The sequence below is a fragment of the Bradyrhizobium sp. WSM3983 genome (assembly GCF_000473045.1).
In the GTDB taxonomy this organism is placed as follows: Bacteria; Pseudomonadota; Alphaproteobacteria; order Rhizobiales; family Xanthobacteraceae; genus Bradyrhizobium.
Genome location: NZ_AXAY01000003.1, coordinates 144,087 through 164,100 on the forward strand (window position 1 = coordinate 144,087; position 20,014 = coordinate 164,100).

Here is a 20,014-nt window from a genome sequence, read left to right on the forward strand (position 1 = left end):
AAGGGCCGCGTTAGCGCAAAGTGCGAAGCGGTTTTCCGACAAGATCATGCGCGAACAATAGTCTAAAGCGCGATGATGATCCTCTTCGCGCTTTAGACGGTGAGGATTTCTTTTTCCTTGGTGGCCAGCAGCTGGTCGATCTCGGTGATGGTGCCGTCGGTCACCTTCTGCACCTCGTCGGCGTGACGCTTCTGATCGTCCTCCGACATCTCGTGATTCTTCTCGAGCTTCTTCAGAACATCGAGACCGTCGCGACGGACGTGACGCGCGGCGACCTTGGCGGCTTCGGCGTATTTGTGCGCGACCTTGACGAGCTCCTTGCGGCGCTCCTCGTTCAGCTCGGGAATGCGCAGGCGCAGCACCTGGCCTTCGGTCGCCGGCGACAGGCCGAGATTGGAATCGACGATCGCCTTCTCGACCGGCTTGACCATCGACTTGTCCCAGACCTGCACCGAGATCATGCGCGGCTCCGGCACGCTGACGGTGGCGAGCTGGTTCAGCGGCATATGGCTGCCATAGGCCTCGACCTGAACCGGATCCAGCATCGACGCGGAGGCGCGTCCCGTCCGCAGGCCGCCAAGCTCGTGCTTGAGCGACGCGATCGCGCCCTGCATGCGGCGCTTCACTTCGTCGAGGTCGAAATTACCCGTGGCCATCACGTTTCTCCTTCAATATCCCGGCGCCCTCACCGCGCCCCTTGCCTGGGGCACGCGCGCCGGACGAACCGTCAGCCGGCGACGATCGTCCCGTGGCCGGTGCCGCGTAGAATCGCGTCAATCGAACCGGGCTCAGCGATCGAAAATACGATGATAGGCAGCGACGTCTCGCGGGCAAGTGCGAAGGCGGTCGCATCCATCACCTTGTAGCCGCCCTCGATGGCCTGCGAATGCGTCAGCCGGTCGAATCGCGTGGCGGACGGGTCCTTCTTCGGATCGGCCGAGTAGACGCCGTCGACATTGGTCGCCTTCAGCACCGCCTGGGCGCCGATCTCGGCGGCGCGCAGCACCGCCGTCGTGTCCGTGGTGAAGAACGGATTGCCGGTTCCGCCGCCAAGCAACAGGATCCGGCCCTCGGCGAGATATTTGTGCGCCGCCGCACGGGTGAACAGCTCGGAAACCTCGGGCATGACGAACGCCGAGAGCGCCCTCGCCGGCATGCCCTTGCGTTCGATCGTAGCTTCGAGCGCGAGGCAGTTCATCATGGTGGCAAGCATGCCCATGGTGTCGCCGGTCGGGCGCGACACGCCGCGGGAGGACACGTCGACGCCACGAAAGATATTGCCACCGCCGATCACGACCGCAATTTCGGTGCCGAGCTGATGGGCGGCGATCAGATCGTCCGCGACCCGGTCCATGGTCGGCTGATCGATGCCAAAGCCTTGCTGTCCCGCGAGATATTCGCCGGACAGCTTGATCACGACGCGACGATAGACCGGATCAGTCATGAGCACTTTCCTCGTCCGGGCGCCGCTTCCGGCGGCACGCCGGAACGAACGTTCCGGCGCTTACTTCTTACCGCTGGCCGCCGCGACCTCAGCCGCGAAGTCCGATTCCTGCTTCTCGATTCCCTCGCCGAGAGCATAGCGCACGAAGCCCGCGATCTTCACGGCGCCGCCGACCTTGCCTTCGGCTTCCTTCACCGCCTGCGCCACCGACTTGCCGCTGTCGTGGATGAAGGCCTGCTCGAGCAGGCAGACTTCCTTGTAGTAGGTCTTCAGGCCGGACTCGACGATCTTCTCGATCACGTTCTCCGGCTTGCCCTGCTGGCGATATTTGTCGGCGAGCACGTCCTTCTCGCGCTTGACCACGGCCGGATCGAGACCGGACGGCTCGAGCGCGAGCGGGTTGGCGGCGGCGACGTGCATCGCGATCTGGCGGCCGAGCGCTGCGAGCTCATCGGCCTTGCCGGGCGATTCGAGCGCCACGATCACGCCCATCTTGCCCGCGCCTTCGACGACCGCGCCGTGGACGTAGCTCGACACCACGCCCTGGCTCACTTCGAGCGAAGCGGCACGGCGCAGCGTCATGTTCTCGCCGATGGTGGCAATCGCGTCGTTGATCGCGGCTTCCACCGTGACGTCACCGACCTTGGCGGCCTTGATCTTCTCGACGTCGGCGCCAACGTGGAAAGCGACCTGGGCGATCATCTTGACCAGGCCCTGGAACTGACCGTTGCGCGCGACGAAGTCGGTCTCGGAGTTGACCTCGACCACGACGCCCTTGTTCCCCTGTGTGAGCGCGCCGATGAGGCCTTCGGCCGCGACGCGGCCCGACTTCTTGGCGGCCTTCGACAGGCCCTTCTTGCGCAGCCAATCCTGCGCCGCTTCCATGTTGCCGTCGTTTTCGGTCAGCGCGGCCTTGCAGTCCATCATGCCTGCGCCGGTGGACTCGCGCAGGTCCTTGACCATCGCAGCTGTGATCGTTGCCATCGTTGAAAATCCTTCTTGCCTGCCGGTTCGCCGCGGCGCGGCTCCAATTGCCCCGCCGCGGTCCATCTCAGGAATTCGCGTCAACTGAATGAAATGGTGGCCGGAGCTGATCCGGCCAACCCATCGCTCTGACTATTCCGCTTCCGCGGTCAGCCCCTTGGCCTTAGCCACCCAGGCGTCCGCGCGGCTCGGCAGACCGACTTCTTCGCCGATCTTGTGCGCGGTGTCGTGATCGAGCTCGGCGAGTTGCCAGAAGTGGAAGATGCCGAGGTCGTTGAACTTCTTCTCGATCGCGCCCGACACGCCGGGGAGCTTCTTGAGGTCGTCGGCGGTGCCGCGCGGACCGGCAAGGCCCTGGAAGCCGCTGGTCGCGGTCGGAAGCTCTTCGGCGACCGGCCGGGTCGATGCACCGATATCGATGCCGGAATCGCCCTGGGCGCGAGAGATACCATCGATCGCCGCGCGTGCGATCAGATCGCAATACAGCGCGATCGCGCGGCCGGCGTCGTCATTGCCCGGCACCACGTAGGTGATGCCCTTCGGGTCCGAATTGGTGTCGACGATCGCGGCCACCGGGATGTTGAGGCGCTGGGCCTCCTGGATCGCGATGTCTTCCTTGTTGGTGTCGATCACAAAGATCATGTCGGGCAGACCGCCCATGTCCTTGATGCCACCGAGCGAGCGATCGAGCTTGTCGCGCTCGCGCTGAAGCGTCAGGCGCTCCTTCTTGGTGTAGGAGCTGGCATCGCCACCGGCCAGCACGTCGTCGAGATGGCGCAGGCGCTTGATCGAGCCGGAGATCGTCTTCCAGTTCGTGAGCGTGCCGCCGAGCCAGCGCGAATTGACGAAATACTGCGCGCAACGCTTGGCCGCGTCCGCGACGCCATCCTGCGCCTGGCGCTTGGTGCCGACGAACAGGATGCGGCCGCCCTTGGCCACGGTGTCGCTGACGGCCTGGAGGGCCGTGTGCAGCATCGGCACGGTCTGGGCGAGGTCGACGATGTGGATGTTGTTGCGAGCGCCGAAAATGAACGGGGCCATTTTCGGATTCCAGCGGTGAGACTGGTGACCAAAGTGCACGCCAGCTTCGAGCAACTGACGCATAGTGAAATCGGGTAGTGCCATCGTTCTAATTCTCCGGTTGGTTCCTCCGGAAGCGTGTGAGCAAGACGGAGCGTTGTCGCCCCGGCTGCCACCGGACGGCCTTGTGAGCCATGCTTCCGTGTGAGATGGCGCGCTATATAGCGCCATTTCGGCCAGAAGCAAGGAAATAAGGACCTTTCGGGACTTCTACCGCCCGCGAAAGGCCCAATCCGGCAATCCCGCCCTGCCCGCTAGCACTTTGGCTGGTTGGGCGGGCATTTTTTCGGGGCCGGCGCGGCAGGGCGCGGCGGCGGGGCGGCCGGCCGTGGCGGCGGCGCGACCGCGACCCGCGGCGGAGGAGGCGGCGGGGCCGGTCTTGCCATTGGCGGTGGGGCCGGCCGGGCGGCTGCAACCGGCGGCGGTGCGGGCCGTGCGGCGGCGACAGGCGGACGTGGTGGCGGTGGCGGGGCCGCCACCCGCGGCGGTGGTGCTGCTACCCGCGGCGGTGGCGGGGGCGTCGGCCTTGCGATCGCCTGCGGATGCGGCGCGACCGGGGCCGGCCTTGTGGCCTGCACAGGCGGTGGCGCGGCCCGCTGATTCTGCGGCCGGATCGGCTCCCGCGCAGCCACCGGCGGCGACGGAGGGGGCGGCGGCTTTGCACCGGTCACGGCCGGCTTGCCGGTCGGGGTCGCGGTCGGCGCGGTCACCGCCGGCTCATGTGCCAGTGACTTCGCGTGCGGCTCCGGCCCGCCGACTGCCGGCGTTTGCGCCACGGGTGGCTTGCCGGCCGGCGTGGTCGTAGCATTGGCGGGCGCGGTCGTGTTGGCCGGCGCCGTCGCTGCATTGGGATGCGTTTGGGGGGTGCCGCCGACAGGCGCCGTCGTGGTCGAACCTAGGCCGGCTTTCGGCGCCTGGAGTCCGGGCTGCGGCCCCGTCCCTGACGATCCGGGCCCTGTCTTCGGGTCCGGAAGCGGCAGCGCATGGCCCTGGAGCGGCGTTGAACTCACTGGAGCAGCATTGTTCGGCGCGAGATTGGCCTTTGTCGGGACGATCGTTCCCGGCTTTGCCGTCGGGTTGCTGACGAAAGCAGCCTGGCTCGGGTTGAGCGGCTGAGTCGGATTCTTCTGAACAGCGAGTGCCCGCTCCCGAACAATATTGGGTACGTGGGTGGATGCACCCGCCGTCGTGGTGCCTGCCGCAGCAGCAGCGGCGGCAGCCACGTTGCCGGGCGGCGGCGGAGCCGCGGACTGGTTGATCACGGTGTTGATGACCGTGGTGTTGTGGATGTTCGCATAGATGATGTTGTTCGGCGGCGGCGCCACATAGATCGGCGGCCTGACGAACACCGGGATCGGCACGAACATGGGCTGCGGCAGCACGAACAGGCCGACCACGGGCAGCGGCGGCGGCAGCACCACGAAGTCCGGCGGCGGCGGCGGGCAGAAATATACCGGCGGCGGCGGTGGCGGGGCGAAGCCGAACTCGGGATCGCCGAACAGCAGCACCGGACGGTCGACATAGACCACCTCCTCCGGCGGCGGTGGCGGCACGTCATAGTCCATCATCGCGAATGTCGGCGGCGGCTCGAGCGGGGCGGTCAGGATCGCGAGCCGGCGCCGCGCATCGCCCGCATGCGGCCCGCCCGGATAACGACGCAGATACGACCAATAGGCGTCGGGCGTATCGGCGCGATAGCTCCGCCGCCAGGTGATCGCCTCGCGGCGCGCCGCCACGATCGCCATCACCCGCTTCGCAAGGGGATCGCCGGGATAGGCGGCGAGAAAATCCTCATAGGCCGGCAGCGTGTCGCGCTCGAGCGCGGCCGCATAGGCATCCTGCACACCGAGATCGCGGATCGGCTTGTTACGGATCGCCGCGACCTGATCCGGCGCGGCCTGCGGCGGCGGCGCATCGGGGGCACGCTCGAAGAAGGTGAATTGCGCGCTGATCTTCTGGTCGTCCCAGGGCACTTGCGCGCCCTTCGAGGCCTCGTTGACGCGCAAGCGAACGCGGTCGAACACCTCCGGCAACGACAACCCGCCGGTGCGGATCATCTCCGCGAGCGATTGTGCATAGATGCCGTACGGCCCCGGCTCTTCCGGCGCCACTGTGCCCGGCGCCGCGTTGAAGGCGATCAGCATGTTCGGATCGGGCTCGACCAGCGCCAAGCCGCTCGCGATCGGCTGCTGGCCGCCCTCGATGAAGGGTTGCGCGCGCGCTGCGTCGAGTACGATGATGTTGGCCTTGAGCGGGATCGAGGCGAGCTGGCGGGCATAGTCGCTGATGCGCAGGGCCTCGGTCGGAATGTCGGTGTCGCGCGCGATGTTGGAATCGACCGGGATGAAATAGTTCTCACCGGCCAACTGCACGCCATAGCCGGCCAGATAGATCATCGCGACGGTGCCGGGTCCCGAGGCCTGCGCCTTCTGGATGAAATCGCGAAGACTCTTGCGCAGCGTGTCACCGTCGAGATCGCGCGCGCCGACCACGTCGAAGCCCGCCGCCTGCAGCGTCTGCGCGATCAGGCCGGCATCGTTCGCGGTAGTTGCCAGCGGCGACTTCGAATAGGCGCCGTTGCCGACCACGAGCGCGATGCGCTTTTCCTGCTGCTGCGCACGCACTGGCGTGAGCGCACCTGCAACGACGAGGATCGGCAGAAGAAAGCAGATGAAGGCCTTGTGTGTCCCGCGCATGGCTTGCTTGCCCGCTATTGTTGTTGAGGTGCCGCCACGCATGAGACGCGCGGCCGGCTGAACGGCAGTTGAACGAAAGGCTCGGATTGAGGCGGTGGCATGGCGCGAGCCGACCTCGACGCCTCCTGTCAGCTTCAGCCTTTGCGTAAGCTTCAGCCCTGCGCGATCAGCTCCACCGTTCCCGTCGTGAGCTGGTAGATGCCACCGGCGATCTTCAGCTTGCCCTGTTCCACAGCTGCACTGAGGATCGGCGCGGTCGACCTCAGCTTCGCGACATTGTCGATCACGTTCTGCCGGGTCGCCTTGTCGAGCACCTCCCCGCCCTGCTGCATCGCAGCCTTGGCGGCCGGCGTGATCGCATCGACCAGGGAGGGAATGTGTCCCGGCGGCGATGTGTTGTCCTTGATCGCCTTCAACGTCGCCTCGACCGCGCCGCACGCATCATGGCCGAGCACGAGGATCAGCGGCGTGTTGAGCACTGCGACCCCATATTCCAGGCTCGCGATGGTTTCGGTGCCGGCAAAATTGCCGGCGACCCGGCAGACGAAAAGATCGCCGCGACCAGTGTCGAAGGCGTATTCCGGCGCGATGCGCGAGTCGGCGCAGCTCAGCACCGCCGCGAACGGATTCTGCCCGCCGGCCAGCGCCTCGCGCTCGTGCTTGAAATCGTGGCGCCGCGCGACGCCGTCGACGTAGCGCGCATTGCCCTCCATCAGCCGCTTCAACGCTGCGTCCGGCGACAGCACGTTCTGCGGTTTGGGCGGCGCCTTGGTCTCCTTGGCGAAGGCTCGGCCGCTGAAGGCGGTGCCAAGTGCGGCAGCAGTCAGCAGCATCGCGGACCGCCGCGATGGCGTTAGTCTGTCAGGCATGGTGTCAGAGCACTTGTCGCACATGTCCGGCTCCCTCCCCAGGCGCGACGGACGCGCCCCCATAGACGAGCTAATCGTGGCCAATCATAGCCGCGATTGCATGACGAAGCCACTACATCCGCGACGCGCCTTTGCGGCAGCAGGCTAGATCTGCTGCACGTCCACGACGCCGGCGACCGCCTTGATGGCACCTGCGATCTGCGGGGAGACCTTGAAGCGGCCGGGCAGCTTCATTTCGACCTCGGTTTCGAGGTCGAGCATCATCACCAGTGAGACCTCGCCGTCGCCGTTGGAGCGCGGTGCGATGCCGGGACTGCCGATCTTTGGCGCTGCACCATTCGTGCCCGCGGCCTCGGGGCCGGCCAGACGTTTGGCGATCGAATCCAGCGGCTTGGTATCGCGCACGAAGATGCGCAGGCCCTTCTGCGTCTTGGCAGCGGCATCATCCAGCGGCTCGGCATGCAGCACGCGGGCACGGACGTCCTCGCCCTGGAGCTCGGCGCCGAGCTGAAGCAACACCGCGGCCCCCGGTTCAAGCACGTCGCGATATTGCGCGAGGCCTTCGGAAAACAGCACGGCCTCGAAGTGCCCCGTGGGATCGGAAAGTCCCATGATGCCCATCTTGTTGCCGGTCTTGGTGCGCCGCTCCATGCGCGAGACCACGGTGGCCGCGACCTTGCCGGCGGTGGCGCCGGTCTTCACCGCGCGCGAGAACTCGGCCCATGACTGCACGCGCAGCCGCTTCAGCACGGTGGCGTAATCGTCGAGCGGATGGCCCGACAGGAAGAAGCCGATCGCGTCGTATTCGCGGCGCAGCCGCTCGGCGGGCAGCCACGGCTCGATCTGCGGCAGCATGATGGTCGGCGCGTCCGCCGACATGCCGAACATGTCGTTCTGGCCGATGGTCTCGGCCTGATGCGCGCGCTGGCAGGCGGCCAGGATCGAGTCCGCGCCGGCGAAGACCCGCGCCCTGTTCGGCTCCAGCGTGTCGAACGCGCCGGCGGCGGCGAGACTTTCGATGATGCGCTTGTTGATCGCACGCGGATTGACGCGCGCGGCGAAGTCGGCGAGCGAGGTGAACAGCCCTCGCTTGGTCCGCTCTTCGATGATCTGGTCGATGGCCTGGATGCCGACGCCCTTCAGCGCGGCGAGCGCGTAATAGATGACCTTGTCACCTACCTCGAAGGTCGCACCTGAGCGGTTGATATTCGGCGGCTCGACCTTGATGCCGAGGCGCTGCGCCTCGGAGCGGAATTCGGAGAGCTTGTCCGTGTTGTTGAGATCGAGCGTCATCGACGCCGCGATGAACTCCACCGGATAATGCGCCTTCATGTAGGCGGTGTGGTAGGACACCAGCGCATAGGCCGCCGCGTGGCTCTTGTTGAAGCCGTAGTCGGCGAACTTGGCGAGCAGCTCGAAGATGGTCTCGGCCTGCCCTTTCGGCACGCCGTTCTTCACCGCACCCGCAACGAAGATGTCGCGCTGCTTGTCCATCTCGGCGCGGATCTTCTTGCCCATGGCGCGGCGCAGCAGGTCGGCGTCGCCGAGCGAATAGCCCGACATCACCTGCGCAATCTGCATCACCTGTTCCTGGTAGATGATGACGCCGAAGGTCTCTTTGAGGATCGGCTCGAGCACGGGATGGAGATATTCCGGTTCCTCGTCACCGTGCTTGCGCGAGCAATAGGTCGGGATGTTCGCCATCGGGCCCGGGCGATACAGCGCGACCAGCGCGATGATGTCCTCGAAACGGTCCGGCCGCATGTCGACCAGCGCGCGCCGCATGCCCTGGCTTTCAACCTGGAACACGCCGACCACCTCGCCGCGCGCCAGCATCTGGTAGCTTTCGGCATCGTCGATCGGCAGCGTCGCGAGATCGACATGGATGTCGCGCGGCTTGAGCAGTTTGCACGCGACGTCCAGCACGGTCAGCGTCTTCAGGCCGAGGAAGTCGAACTTCACGAGGCCGGCAGGCTCGACCCATTTCATGTTGAACTGGGTCACCGGCATGTCGGATTTGGGATCGCGATACATCGGCACGAGTTCGCTTAAGGGGCGATCGCCGATCACGATGCCGGCCGCATGCGTCGAGGCGTGCCGCGTCAGGCCTTCGAGGCGCTGGGCGATGTCGAAGGCGCGTGCCACCACCGGATCTTCATCGCGGAACGCCTGAAGTTTTGGTTCGCTCTCGATCGCAGCCGCAAGCGTCACGGGCGCGGCCGGATTCTGCGGCACCAGCTTGGTCAGCTTGTCGACCTGGCCATAGGGCATTTGCAGGACGCGGCCGACGTCGCGCAGCACGCCGCGCGCCTGCAGCGTACCGAAGGTGATGATCTGCGCGACCTGATCGCGACCATAGCGCTCCTGGACGTACTTGATCACCTCGCCGCGGCGGTCCTGGCAGAAGTCGATGTCGAAGTCCGGCATCGAGACGCGCTCGGGATTGAGGAAGCGCTCGAACAGCAGGCCGAACTTGATCGGATCGAGGTCGGTGATGGTCAGCGCCCACGCCACCAGCGAGCCTGCGCCGGAGCCGCGGCCCGGCCCGACCGGAATGCCCTGGCCCTTCGCCCATTTGATGAAGTCGGACACGATCAGGAAGTAGCCCGCGTACTTCATGCGCATGATGACGTCGAGCTCGAACGCCAGCCGCGCGCTGTAATCCTCGTCCGTCGTGCCCTGCGACAGGCCGTGGACGCGCAGGCGGTTGGCGAGCCCCTCCTCCGCCTGCCGCTTCAGCTCGGCCGCCTCGACCGCGGCCGCATCGGAGCTGCCGGCGGCGCCGACGGTGAAGAACGGCAAAATCGGCTTGCGCGTCATCGGGCGGAACGAGCAGCGCTCGGCGATCTCGACCGTGGAGGCCAGCGCCTCCGGAATGTCGGCGAACAGCACCGCCATCTCGGCGCGGGTCTTGAAGCGGTGATCGGGCGTGAGCTGCTCGCGCTCGGTCTCCGCGATCAGCCGGCCGCCGGCGATGCAGAGCAGCGCGTCATGCGCCTCGTAATCGTCGGTCGTGGCGAAATACGGCTCGTTGGTCGCGACCAGCGGCAGGCCTTTGGCATAGGCGATATCGATCAGCCCGCTCTCGACGCGCCGTTCCTTGTCGATGTTGTGGCGCTGCAATTCGACATAGAGACGGTCGCCGAACAGGCCGGCGAGACGCTCGCAGCGCGCGGCTGCAATTTCGGCCTGCCCCGCCGCCAGCGCGAGTGAGATCGGCCCGTCCGGGCCGCCGGTCAGAGCGATCAGACCTTCGGCCTCGCCGTCGAACCAGTCGAATTTGATGAACGGCGCGTGGCTGTCGGGCGATTCGAGGAACGCGCGCGAATTCAGCCGCATCAGGCTGCGATAGCCGCGCTCTTGCGCTGCCAGCAGCACCACGCGCGAGGGCGGAAGCGCGTTGCGCGCATTGGGATCCTGGTCGCCGAAATCGATCGCGAGCTCGCAACCGACGATCGGCTGGATGCCGGAACCCGCCATCTTGTCGGAGAATTCGAGCGCACCGAACAGATTGTCGGTATCGGTGAGCGCCAACGCGGGCTGGTGGTCCTTCTTCGCAAGCTCGGCGAGCTTGGCGATCTTGATCGAGCCCTTGAGCAGCGAATAGGCCGAGTGAACGTGAAGGTGGACAAATCCGGCGCTCGGCATGGTCGCGTGACGGCCTCTTGCAGATGGATTGGAGCGGTTGCCGGCAGCGGAGGCATCCTGCACTCGCCCGGCCGACTCGCCTCACAATGGTGGGGCGCCGCCGCGCCAGAGTCCACGCCGCAGCGGCCGATCGACCGCCTCATCCCGCTTTTCCCCAAGCCGCCGCCTTGCCGAGCCCGCAGTCAGGTTCCCGACCATCGGTTTACAATACCGCTGCTCTACAGCTGTGGTATGACTTGGGCCCAGATCGCGATCATCCCGACGAACAGCGCGATCGACGTCAGTGCAGCGGCTTCTTCCACGAAAATCCTGAACATGGCTTGCTCCATCACTAGAACGTATGAGGAACATTGTTCTCATTTCGTTCTCAAGAGTCAAGCAAACCCAGCCGTTTCAAAATGAAATGGTTAACTCGCTGAATTCACATAATAAAAAAGCCCCGGCGCACGGCCGGGGCTTTCGACGATCGCTTCCTGCGAAGCGGCTAGTCTCAGTGCTTTACTCAGTACTTGGCGAGGATCGGGCCGCCGAACTTGTAGTTCAGGCGAACGAGACCCATGTCGACGTCCTGACGCACGCGATCGGTCTGAAAGCCGGTGAAGGTGATGTCCTTGTCCGACAGGAAGATGTGGTTGTACTCGACGCCAACCGACCAGTTCGGAGCGAAGCCGACCTCGAGACCCGCACCGACGGTGCCGCCCCAACGGGTGTCGCTGACGGAAGCAAACGTCGCGCCGGCAGCACGCAGCTCATTCTTGGTGCCAACCACAGCCGCACCGCCCTTCACGTAGAGCAGGACGTTGTTCCAGGCGTAGCCGACCTGGCCGGTGAGCAGACCGAACGAATCGATCTTCGAGCGATTGGTGAAGCCGGTCAGCCCGCTGAGATTGTCACCCGAGAAGTCAGCCCAGTTGCCCTGGCCTTCCAGGCCGAACACCCACTGCGCCGACTGCCAGCGATAGCCGACCTGGCCACCGACCGTGCCGCCCGTGGCGTTGTGGGAACCTTCACCGCCAACCAGCGGAGCGGTCTGATCCCAAGTCGTGTGAGCGGAAGCGCCACCGCCGTTGATACCGATGTAGAAGCCGCTCCAGTCATAGACGGTCGCGATCATCGCGGGCGCCTTGGTGTAAGGCCGCGCAGCGAGATCAGCAGCCAGCGCCGGTGCGGTCGCGCTGATCGCGACGAGGCTCACAGCAGCAAGCAACATATTCTTGTTCATTTGAATGAATCCCGTTCCAGTTTCGTCGTTAGGCCCCCGGGCCATGGCGACGTCATACCAGCCGTCGACGGAATTGCTGTAACCTCGACGCAACAGTTCGCTCCAAAGGCCAACGCTTCATTAATGAAAGTTTAGCGAAGCGAGCACTGAAACCCTTTGAAACAAGAGTATTCAGCAGTTCCAATGTCTTCTGCGCGAGATGCATTGCGAACACTCGTAACGACGTCGCGCGCACGATTGTGTGATTGGAGAATCGAAACTACGCGCACCGTTTTCTCTCCCCATTGTCGCCACATTCTCACTCGCGATCGCCACATTTGAGTCGCCCGAACGCAATGCCTGCCCAAATCGTCCACGCCCGCAGATGCCGGGCTATTCGCCGCGTTCTTTCTCGGCGCGCTGAGATACGCGAGTTCACTCATTTGGAGCCTGTCTATGAAGGCGGGCAGACCATTCCCTCGCCTCTCAACTGAAGGGCAGCGACCCCGACGTCATGACGGCGATATGACCGACCGATTTCCGTCCGAGGTACAATAGGCTCACGGCGCTCCCTATCGCTTCATTTCGTCCCTGCCACTGCGCCATTCGTCACGGCCCATTCATCCTCATCACCGTACACAGCCCGCTCATCCCTTCTGGCTCGCCTTTCGGCACAGGATTGCCGAGAAATCCGTCAGGCAGCGCCTGGAGAACCGGAATGGACCGTCGCCAATTTCTAGCTACTGCTCTCTCACTGGCCGCAGGCCCGGCACTCGGGAAGCCGCAAGCGGGCATCGCCCCTACCAGTCGCCCGCGGCCGGGCCAGGCTGGCTGGCCTTCCGATGCGGACTGGTCGGCGCTGAATCAAGCAACGTCGGGACGCCTCACCCACGTTCCGTCCCCGAACCTCGACACGGCTGACGCGAAACAGCTTCTGGCGAATCCGTTCTATGTCGGCGATCAACCAGGCCTGACGGAAAGTTCGGGTTGGCTCGACGCCTGGCGCTCAGAGCCCAGCACCTACATGGTCGCAGCGGAGAGTTCGGCAAATGTCGCGGCGGCCGTGCGCTTTGCCAAGGCGCACAATTTGCGCCTCGTCGTGAAAGGCCGCGGCCACAGCTATTTTGGCGCCTCCTGTGCACCGGATTCGCTTTTGTTGTGGACCCGTAAGATGGACGCCATCACCGTTCATGACCGTTTCATTCCCGCTGGCTCCAACTCTGAGCCGGTTCCGGCTATCACGGCGGGCGCGGGCTGCATGTGGCTCCACGCCTACCAAGCTGCGGCCAGCGCCGGGCGATACGTTCAGGGTGGCGGCTGCACCACGGTTGGTGTCGCGGGTCTGGTGCAGGGCGGCGGGTTCGGCAACTTTTCCAAGGCGTTTGGAACGGCGGCGGCGAGTCTGCTCGAGGCCGAGATCGTGACTGCCGACGGCGAAATTCGCGTCGTGAATGAAATGCGCGAGCCGGAGCTGTTTTGGGCGCTCAAGGGCGGAGGCGGCGGCACTTTCGGCGTCACCACGCGGCTGACGCTCGCAACCCATCCGCTGCCCACATCCGTCGGTGCGGCAAACGCCACATTGCGCGCCCGCTCGGACGATGCCTACCGCAAGCTGCTCGCCCGCTTCGTCGAATTTTGCGCGACGAGCCTCTGCAATCCGCACTGGGGTGAACAGGTTCGGGCGTATCCCGACAACCGCCTCGAAATTCGCATGGTCTTCCAAGGCCTGACAACGGACGAAGCGCGCGCAGTTTTCAAGCCCCTGATCGATTTTCTTGCCGCCAATCCGGACGATTACGCTGGTAAGGAATCGCTCGAAGTTGTGGGCGTGCCTGCCCGCTACTTCTGGAACGGTTGGCTTTATCGCCTGTTCGCCCGGTCCGCGGTCAATTTCGATGGACGTTCTGAAGCGCCATGGACCGATTATTGGTGGAAGGGCGATGGCGAGCAGGTCGGCGCCTTCTGGCATGCGTACACGTCGGCCTGGTTGCCGAGTTCGCTCCTTAGCCCGGAGAACCGGACTCTCTTTGTCGATGCGTTATTCAATGCAAGCCGCCACTGGGCGGTCGGCCTGCATCTCAACAAGGGTTTGTTCGGCGCACCGCCGGAAGTGATCGCAAAAACAAGGAACACGGCGACGCATCCGGACGCATTCGATGCCTTCGCTCTTGCGATCATCGCAGCCTCCGGTCCGACCACCTTCGGTGGTCTTGCGACGCCCGATCCCGTTCTCGCCAACGCCCATCGAGACCGCGTGAACGCAGCGATGGAGGCGTTGCGTGTCGCGGCGCCGAACACCGGTGCGTACGTCAACGAGTGCGACTATTTCCAGTCGGACTGGCAGAACGCATTGTGGGGTCCGAACTATCAACGGCTGCTCGACGTCAAGCGTCACTACGATCCAGACGGATTGTTTTTTGTGCATCACGGCGTCGGCAGCGAAGGCTGGAGCGCGGATGGATTTACTCGCCTGCCGTCGTAGGACGCAGGCTCCTGGTCCTACATGAAACCCGGATTGCGCGGGAGATAACTGGCCCAGTTTCCGAATTGTCGATTCGACATCAGTAGCATCGGGAACGTCAGATGCATCCCGTGGTCGGTCGCCACCCTGAGCGCCGGCTCGCTCGCCCCCGGCACGAAGGCCGAAATGGTCGGAAAGTCGCTCTGCACCGCGAAGGATAACGCCGCAGCAAGTGCCGCGCCCACGAGATCCGGCCGGCGCACTGCCAGCGGGCCAATGTGCCCGTCCGAAATATAGACATAGCCCACGCACTCACTGGCGGCGTGAATGGTGAACCCGCTCGTCGTGCTGTCGCCCAGGAGATATCGATGATGCTTCTCCCTGGAAACACCGAGAGCACTGCGATCAATGAGCGCCAGCTGATCGAAGCCGGCCGTCTTGGCAGTGAGCGATTCAAGACGGAGCTGCGGCTCAGCCAACGTCGAGGCCAGATGGTCACGAGTTGCGCTGACCATGTAGATTGGAAAGCGCGGGAATAGTCCATGGCGGATGTAGAGGCCTTGCGACACGTTGTTGAACGCGAAGGTGATCAATGCTTTGATGGATGCTCCGCGCATTTCCGCGTGAGCGAACGTCTTGCTGATGAGTTGATTGCCGATGCCGCCGCTCTGACGATCTGGCGCCACGAACAGCTGTGCCAAAAACCAGAGCTCGTCACAGATCCAACTCCACGCGAAGCCGACAATTTCTCCCCCGTCATCAGCGACCCAAAGTCCGTCGGGATCGTCCGTCAGGGAGAAAGCTTGAAAATTTGGCGGACGAGAGGATGCCATCTTTCCGAATCCGCGCTTTTCGGTGAACTCATTGATGCTGGCGACGACGATGTCGTCGGCGCGCTGGAGCTCGTCCATGCGAGCGGGTCGACATACGATGGCCATTCGCAAGTTCTCCCGGGAATCGGTACGTCCTGCCGGCCGCAGAACCCGGGTCAGGCCGTAGCGATATCCCGCTGATATCCTGGACTGGGACGAAGCTCGAAGGAACTCAGCTGGCGATCAGGCCAGCGGCCGGATGTTCTGGTTCATGCGGAAGAAGTTTTTCGGGTCGTATTTCGCTTTGATCCGCTGCAGGCGCCGGTAGTTCGGTCCATACGCAGCAGCGACAGGATCGCCTGTCTCGTCATCATCAAGATAATTGACATAGCGTCCGGAGGCAAAGAACGGCCGCATCCTTTCATAGGTTTCCCGTGTCCAGGAGATGCAGCGACTCGTATCGCCGGCCTCGGTCCACTGCGTGAGGATCAGGAAATTGTAGCCCTCCTGCCGATGCGGAAATGCCGTATCCCCGGAGCCGACGCGGGCAGCCGCACCGTGGATGTGCTCAAGAAGCAGTTGGCCCATGGGAGTCGGGCAGCGCGCGAAACATTCGATCATGGTCGCAATCGCCGCATCGCTTAGCTCCATGAGGAAGTTCGATTTCCAGTAGTTGAAGGCGCCTCTCGGATAGTTGGCGTCGAGCATGCTGTTGAGGTCGCAGTAGGGCATCGGCCCGACTGCATCCAGGATCGGAGCCCCGAACTGCTTCAGCGGCCGCATCGCTCGTTCGGCGTCCGCCGCCGGACCGCAGTGGCAGGTGACCAGGGCGGCAACTTCCGTGCCGGAGCCGTCTGGCGCATGCGTCAACGATGCGAACAGCATGTACTCGTCCGCGAGCGATCGCGTACTGGCCCGGAAGAATTCCAGCACATCGCGGGAGCGCTCAATCGGGTGGACGATCGGGCCACCGGTCACGGTTGGCCCGATCGCATGAAGATCATATTCGAGACTGGTGGCGATCCCGAAGTTTCCGCCGCCGCCGCGGATGGCCCAGAATAGTTCGGGCTCTTCTTGCTTGCTCGCCCGCAAAACCTTGCCGTCGGCGGTGACGAGTTCGACAGCATGCAAATTGTCCAGCGCAAGGCCGTACTTGCCCATGAGCCAGCCCAGTCCTCCGCCGAGGGTCAGTCCGGCGACGCCGGTGGTCGAGACCACGCCACCGGTGACCGCAAGCCCGTGAAGTTGCGTTTCGCGGTTAACCTCGCCCCAGGTAGCCCCACCCTGCACCCATACGGTCTTGCCGACAGCATCGACCCGGACACCCTTCATGGGTGAGAGGTCGATCATGATCCCGCCGTCGATGGTTGCGCGCCCCGCCACATTATGGCCGCCGCCGCGAACCGCGACCTCAAGGCCAAGCCTGGTCGCAAGAGCCACGGCATCCACGACATCGGCCACACCGCGGCATCTGGCAATCAATGCTGGTCGTTTGTCGACCAGCCCGTTATGGACCTTTCGTGCCTCCTCGTAGCCCACGTCTGCTGGCTTGAGGAGCTGTCCTCCAAAGGAGGCGGCAAGATCAGTGGCAGCGCTGGCGACAGATGCGATCGACATGACGTGGTCTCCTCAGCTTGACCCGCCCATCCTCGATCGCGGGGCCGTTCCGGAGCAAATCCGAAGAATTCAGGTGACGATGAATTAATTTCACCTAGACTGGCCGCATGCACAAGCTGCCGCCTCTGATCGAGCTTCGCGCGTTTGAAGCTGCTGCCCGCCATCTGAGCTTCAAGAAGGCGGCGGCAGAACTTGGCGTGACACCAACGGCGATCAGCCACCAGATCGGGTTGCTCGAACAGTATTGCGGTCGCGCCCTGTTTCGCCGCAGGCCACGGCCTCTTTCGCTGACCGATACCGGAGCGCGGCTTTTCCCGGCCATTCGTGGCGGGCTCGAGGTGTTTGCTGCTGCAATTGCGGGCGTCAAGCAGGAAGGCAACCAGCAGCCCCTTCGGGTGACGACCACCAACGCTTTTGCCAGCCGCTGGCTCGTGCCGCGCCTGCCCCTGTGGCGGAAGCTGCATCCCGACGTGCCGTTGGAAGTCATCGGCACAGACTCCGTGCTCGATCTCCAGGCCGGAGACGGCGACATCGCCATTCGCTATGCGACGAGCCGAGCACGGCCGACGGACGGCATCGTCGAAGATCTCTTCAGCGATACATTCTGGCCGGTCTGCAGCCCGCGCCTGCTAGTAACGGGGCAGCTGAAGAGACCGGTCGACCTCGCAAACCACGTTCTGATTCACTCCTATTGGTCGCCGGCCGATCGTGAACCGCCGACATGGCAGCGGTGGCTCGCCGCGGCTCAGCGCAGGTGGCGCGAAGTGCCCCAATTCAAGGACATGCAGCACTTGAGTTTCCGGGAGGAACTGCATGCCATCGAAGCGGTGATCGCCGGACAGGGAATTGGGGTTTTCAGTGATGTGCTCGCGGCGCACGACCTCGCGGCCGGTACGCTCGTGAAGGCCTTCAAGTTGAGTTTGCCCGGCTACGGCTTCCATGTGGTCAGCAAGTCAGGCCACCCCCGCGCGCGGACCATCCGGGCTTTCTCGGAGTGGTTACGGTCAAATCCTTGATCCGTCTCTTGGCACGCTCGAAATGTTCTCTTCGGACGGCGCGCCAGCGCGACCTGGCCGCCCCTCGCCGCTTGCCTATCGAATGCAGACACGCCGGCTTCGATCCCTTTACAGCCTACACCGGCGTGTAGATCACGAGCTTCAGCGCGGGATCGTCATTGGCCTGAAAGCTCGTGTGCTCGAAATGCAGTACGCCCTTGGCGGGATGTGTCATGGTCTTGCGGCCCGACAAGGTGCCATGGACCTCGTGCGCGCCCCACCATTTGACGAATTCGGGACTGCCCTCGCGCAGTCGCGTCAGCAATTCCGCAAACGCGGGATCGCCGGCCCAGACGTCGTGGGTGGCGCGAAACATCGCGACCATGCGCTTGGCCACATCAGCCCAGCCCGCGCCGTAGGATTTCCGGGTGCGCTTGTTGGTCATCATCAGCAACAGCGTGTTGCGATCTTCTTCCGGCAACCGGCCGAACGCAAAGATCTCCTCGGCGGCTTGGTTCCAGGCCAGCACGTCCCAGCGTCGCCCGGTGATGTAGGCCGGATGCGGCAGGCTTTCGACCAGGCGCAGGATGGCCGGCGGCACCACCTCGCGGGTGAACGCGCCCCTCGCGCCGTCGCGCGCGAGGTCCTTGAGATGCGCATGCTCGGTCTTGCTAAGGCGCAGCGCACGCGCCAGCGCATCGACGGTGGTGACCGACGGGCTGACGGTGCGGCCCTGCTCGAGGCGGATGTACCAGTCGACGCCGATGCCGGCGAGCTGGGCGACCTCCTCGCGGCGGAGCCCCGCGGTGCGGCGCCGCTGGCCCGAAGGGAGGCCGACGGTCTTGGGCGTCAGCTTTTCGCGGCGGGAGCGGAGGAAATCGCCGAATTCGACGCGGCGCGGGTCGGCCATGGCGCGTTCTCGTGGTTGGAGGGTTTTGAGAATACTAGGATAATACCAGGCCTTCCTGGACGTTCAAGGGCGCCGCATATGGGTGTCACCCGACTTTGAGGAGAACATCATGAAAGCTGCCGTACTTAAATCCCTGGGATCACCGCTGGTGGTCGAGACGGCCCCGGATCCGGTGCTCGGCACCGGCGAGGTCATCGTCGACGTCGTCGCCACGCGCGTCTTGTCTTACATGAATGAGGTTTTTAGCGGCGAACGCAATTATGCGCTCGACCTACCGATCATCCCGGGCCCCGGTGGCATCGGCCGGGTGCGCGCGACCGGGCCGGATGCAACCAGGCTCAGCGTTGGCGACTGGGTGTTCTGCGACCCGACGGTGCGCTCGCGCGACGACATCGTGGCACCCGATATCGCGCTGCAAGGGCTCACCGCCGCCGGCCCCGGCGGCATGCGCCTGCAGCAGCATTTTCGCGACGGCTCGTATGCCGAGCAGATGCGGGTGCCGACCGAGAATGTGAAGAAGCTTGGCCAGATCACGTCCGAGGAAGCCTCGCGATGGTGCGCACTGGGGACGGCGCTGGTGCCCTATGGCGGCTTTCTCGCCGCAAAGCTTCAGCCGGGCGAGACCGTGCTGGTGAGCGGGGCCACCGGCAATTTCGGCAGCGCCGCCGTCGCCGTTGCGCTGGCGATGGGCGCGGCCTGCGTGGTGACGCCGGGCCGCAACGAAAAGATCCTGGCCGACCTTGTCCGCCGCTTCGGTGCACGGGTGAAGCCGGTCAGGCTCACCGGCAACGAGGACAACGACCGCGAGGCGATGAAGCGTGCCGCAGGTGGCCCGATCGACTGCGTGTTCGACATCATGCCACCTTCGGTCAGCGCGAGCGTGGTACGCGCGGCGGTCATGACCGTCCGCGCTTACGGCCGCGTCGTGCTGATGGGCGGCGTCGGCATGGCGGGCGGTCCGGGCCTCGAGCTGCCCTACCCCTGGATCATGCGCAATTGCATCTCCATCCACGGCGTCTGGATGTATCCGCCGGATGCGGCAAGCCGCCTGATCGCGCTGGTGCGCGCAGGATTGTTGCGGCTCGACGAATACAAGACGACCAGCTTCGACCTCGACCACGTCAATGAAGCCGTGGCCCACGCCGCCGCCAATGGCGGACCGTTCAAATTGACGGTGATCAGGCCATAACCGGCCTGCCCGCTGCGGCGATGCGTCGTCGCAGCGGATTTGCCTGATTGATCAGATGGCTGGGAGAGGTCGCCGCGATCGTGGACGGCCGCGGCCGTCTACTGTGCA

General features: G+C 64.5%; 14 protein-coding genes. 3 read left to right on the forward strand and 11 right to left on the reverse strand.

Annotated elements, in window-relative coordinates:
* Window positions 1-92: 92 nt before the first annotated feature.
* The 8 genes from frr to YUA_RS0105860 all read right to left on the reverse strand — a co-directional run bounded on the left by frr (window position 93) and on the right by YUA_RS0105860 (window position 11,943).
* On the reverse strand, window positions 93-656 hold the full coding sequence (gene frr / locus YUA_RS0105820) for a ribosome recycling factor (RefSeq protein ID WP_027529831.1): 564 nt from the start codon (window positions 654-656) through the stop codon (window positions 93-95).
* 71 nt (window positions 657-727) lie between these two features.
* Entirely contained in the window at window positions 728-1,444 is a 717-nt protein-coding gene (gene pyrH, locus YUA_RS0105825) for a UMP kinase (RefSeq protein ID WP_027529832.1), read from the reverse strand.
* A gap of 60 nt (window positions 1,445-1,504) precedes the next feature.
* A complete protein-coding gene (gene tsf, locus YUA_RS0105830; RefSeq protein ID WP_027529833.1) occupies window positions 1,505-2,428 on the reverse strand; it encodes a translation elongation factor Ts in 924 nt (307 codons plus the stop codon).
* Window positions 2,429-2,560: 132 nt separating this feature from the next.
* Window positions 2,561-3,553: a 30S ribosomal protein S2 gene (locus YUA_RS0105835; RefSeq protein WP_027529834.1), complete on the reverse strand. Its 993-nt coding sequence runs from the start codon at window positions 3,551-3,553 to the stop codon at window positions 2,561-2,563.
* Window positions 3,554-3,762: 209 nt separating this feature from the next.
* Window positions 3,763-6,204, reverse strand: coding sequence for a caspase domain-containing protein (locus YUA_RS0105840; RefSeq protein ID WP_027529835.1), 2,442 nt, complete (start codon window positions 6,202-6,204; stop codon window positions 3,763-3,765).
* A gap of 152 nt (window positions 6,205-6,356) precedes the next feature.
* Window positions 6,357-7,097, reverse strand: coding sequence for a carbonic anhydrase (locus tag YUA_RS0105845; protein WP_027529836.1), 741 nt, complete (start codon window positions 7,095-7,097; stop codon window positions 6,357-6,359).
* A 120-nt stretch (window positions 7,098-7,217) separates the two neighbouring features.
* Window positions 7,218-10,721 carry a DNA polymerase III subunit alpha gene (dnaE, locus tag YUA_RS0105850; RefSeq protein ID WP_027529837.1) on the reverse strand — a complete coding sequence of 1,168 codons (3,504 nt, stop codon included), beginning with the start codon at window positions 10,719-10,721 and terminating at the stop codon, window positions 7,218-7,220.
* Window positions 10,722-11,223: 502 nt separating this feature from the next.
* Window positions 11,224-11,943 carry an outer membrane protein gene (locus YUA_RS0105860; protein ID WP_027529838.1) on the reverse strand — a complete coding sequence of 240 codons (720 nt, stop codon included), beginning with the start codon at window positions 11,941-11,943 and terminating at the stop codon, window positions 11,224-11,226.
* Between the two features lie 697 nt (window positions 11,944-12,640).
* Here YUA_RS0105860 and YUA_RS0105865 point away from each other — a divergent pair.
* The gene (locus YUA_RS0105865) at window positions 12,641-14,404 is read left to right on the forward strand and encodes an FAD-binding protein (protein ID WP_027529839.1); all 1,764 of its coding nucleotides are present in this window, start codon (window positions 12,641-12,643) and stop codon (window positions 14,402-14,404) included.
* Between the two features lie 17 nt (window positions 14,405-14,421).
* Here the strand turns inward: YUA_RS0105865 and YUA_RS0105870 are convergent, their stop codons facing one another.
* Both YUA_RS0105870 and YUA_RS0105875 read right to left on the reverse strand, forming a co-directional pair.
* Window positions 14,422-15,294, reverse strand: coding sequence for a GNAT family N-acetyltransferase (locus tag YUA_RS0105870; protein WP_245285111.1), 873 nt, complete (start codon window positions 15,292-15,294; stop codon window positions 14,422-14,424).
* 144 nt (window positions 15,295-15,438) lie between these two features.
* Entirely contained in the window at window positions 15,439-16,812 is a 1,374-nt protein-coding gene (locus YUA_RS0105875) for an FAD-binding oxidoreductase (RefSeq protein ID WP_027529841.1), read from the reverse strand.
* A gap of 107 nt (window positions 16,813-16,919) precedes the next feature.
* Here YUA_RS0105875 and YUA_RS0105880 point away from each other — a divergent pair, with 107 nt between their 5' ends.
* Window positions 16,920-17,828 carry a LysR substrate-binding domain-containing protein gene (locus tag YUA_RS0105880; RefSeq protein ID WP_027529842.1) on the forward strand — a complete coding sequence of 303 codons (909 nt, stop codon included), beginning with the start codon at window positions 16,920-16,922 and terminating at the stop codon, window positions 17,826-17,828.
* Between the two features lie 115 nt (window positions 17,829-17,943).
* On the opposite strand, the gene YUA_RS0105885 is transcribed toward YUA_RS0105880, so the two are convergent.
* Entirely contained in the window at window positions 17,944-18,717 is a 774-nt protein-coding gene (locus YUA_RS0105885; RefSeq protein ID WP_027529843.1) for a helix-turn-helix transcriptional regulator, read from the reverse strand.
* 109 nt (window positions 18,718-18,826) lie between these two features.
* Between YUA_RS0105885 and YUA_RS0105890 the strand changes: the two genes are divergently transcribed.
* Window positions 18,827-19,906, forward strand: coding sequence for a zinc-binding alcohol dehydrogenase family protein (locus YUA_RS0105890; RefSeq protein ID WP_027529844.1), 1,080 nt, complete (start codon window positions 18,827-18,829; stop codon window positions 19,904-19,906).
* Window positions 19,907-20,014 lie beyond the last annotated feature (108 nt).

What these genes read in the sequence shown, in the direction of transcription:
- frr (WP_027529831.1), bottom strand. Translation starts at nt 656, where the DNA reads ATGGCCACGGGTAATTTCGACCTCGACGAAGTGAAGCGCCGCATGCAG.
- pyrH (WP_027529832.1), bottom strand. Translation starts at nt 1,444, where the DNA reads ATGACTGATCCGGTCTATCGTCGCGTCGTGATCAAGCTGTCCGGCGAA.
- tsf (WP_027529833.1), bottom strand. Translation starts at nt 2,428, where the DNA reads ATGGCAACGATCACAGCTGCGATGGTCAAGGACCTGCGCGAGTCCACC.
- YUA_RS0105835 (WP_027529834.1), bottom strand. Translation starts at nt 3,553, where the DNA reads ATGGCACTACCCGATTTCACTATGCGTCAGTTGCTCGAAGCTGGCGTG.
- YUA_RS0105840 (WP_027529835.1), bottom strand. Translation starts at nt 6,204, where the DNA reads ATGCGCGGGACACACAAGGCCTTCATCTGCTTTCTTCTGCCGATCCTC.
- YUA_RS0105845 (WP_027529836.1), bottom strand. Translation starts at nt 7,097, where the DNA reads ATGTGCGACAAGTGCTCTGACACCATGCCTGACAGACTAACGCCATCG.
- dnaE (WP_027529837.1), bottom strand. Translation starts at nt 10,721, where the DNA reads ATGCCGAGCGCCGGATTTGTCCACCTTCACGTTCACTCGGCCTATTCG.
- YUA_RS0105860 (WP_027529838.1), bottom strand. Translation starts at nt 11,943, where the DNA reads ATGAACAAGAATATGTTGCTTGCTGCTGTGAGCCTCGTCGCGATCAGC.
- YUA_RS0105865 (WP_027529839.1), top strand. Translation starts at nt 12,641, where the DNA reads ATGGACCGTCGCCAATTTCTAGCTACTGCTCTCTCACTGGCCGCAGGC.
- YUA_RS0105870 (WP_245285111.1), bottom strand. Translation starts at nt 15,294, where the DNA reads ATGGACGAGCTCCAGCGCGCCGACGACATCGTCGTCGCCAGCATCAAT.
- YUA_RS0105875 (WP_027529841.1), bottom strand. Translation starts at nt 16,812, where the DNA reads ATGTCGATCGCATCTGTCGCCAGCGCTGCCACTGATCTTGCCGCCTCC.
- YUA_RS0105880 (WP_027529842.1), top strand. Translation starts at nt 16,920, where the DNA reads ATGCACAAGCTGCCGCCTCTGATCGAGCTTCGCGCGTTTGAAGCTGCT.
- YUA_RS0105885 (WP_027529843.1), bottom strand. Translation starts at nt 18,717, where the DNA reads ATGGCCGACCCGCGCCGCGTCGAATTCGGCGATTTCCTCCGCTCCCGC.
- YUA_RS0105890 (WP_027529844.1), top strand. Translation starts at nt 18,827, where the DNA reads ATGAAAGCTGCCGTACTTAAATCCCTGGGATCACCGCTGGTGGTCGAG.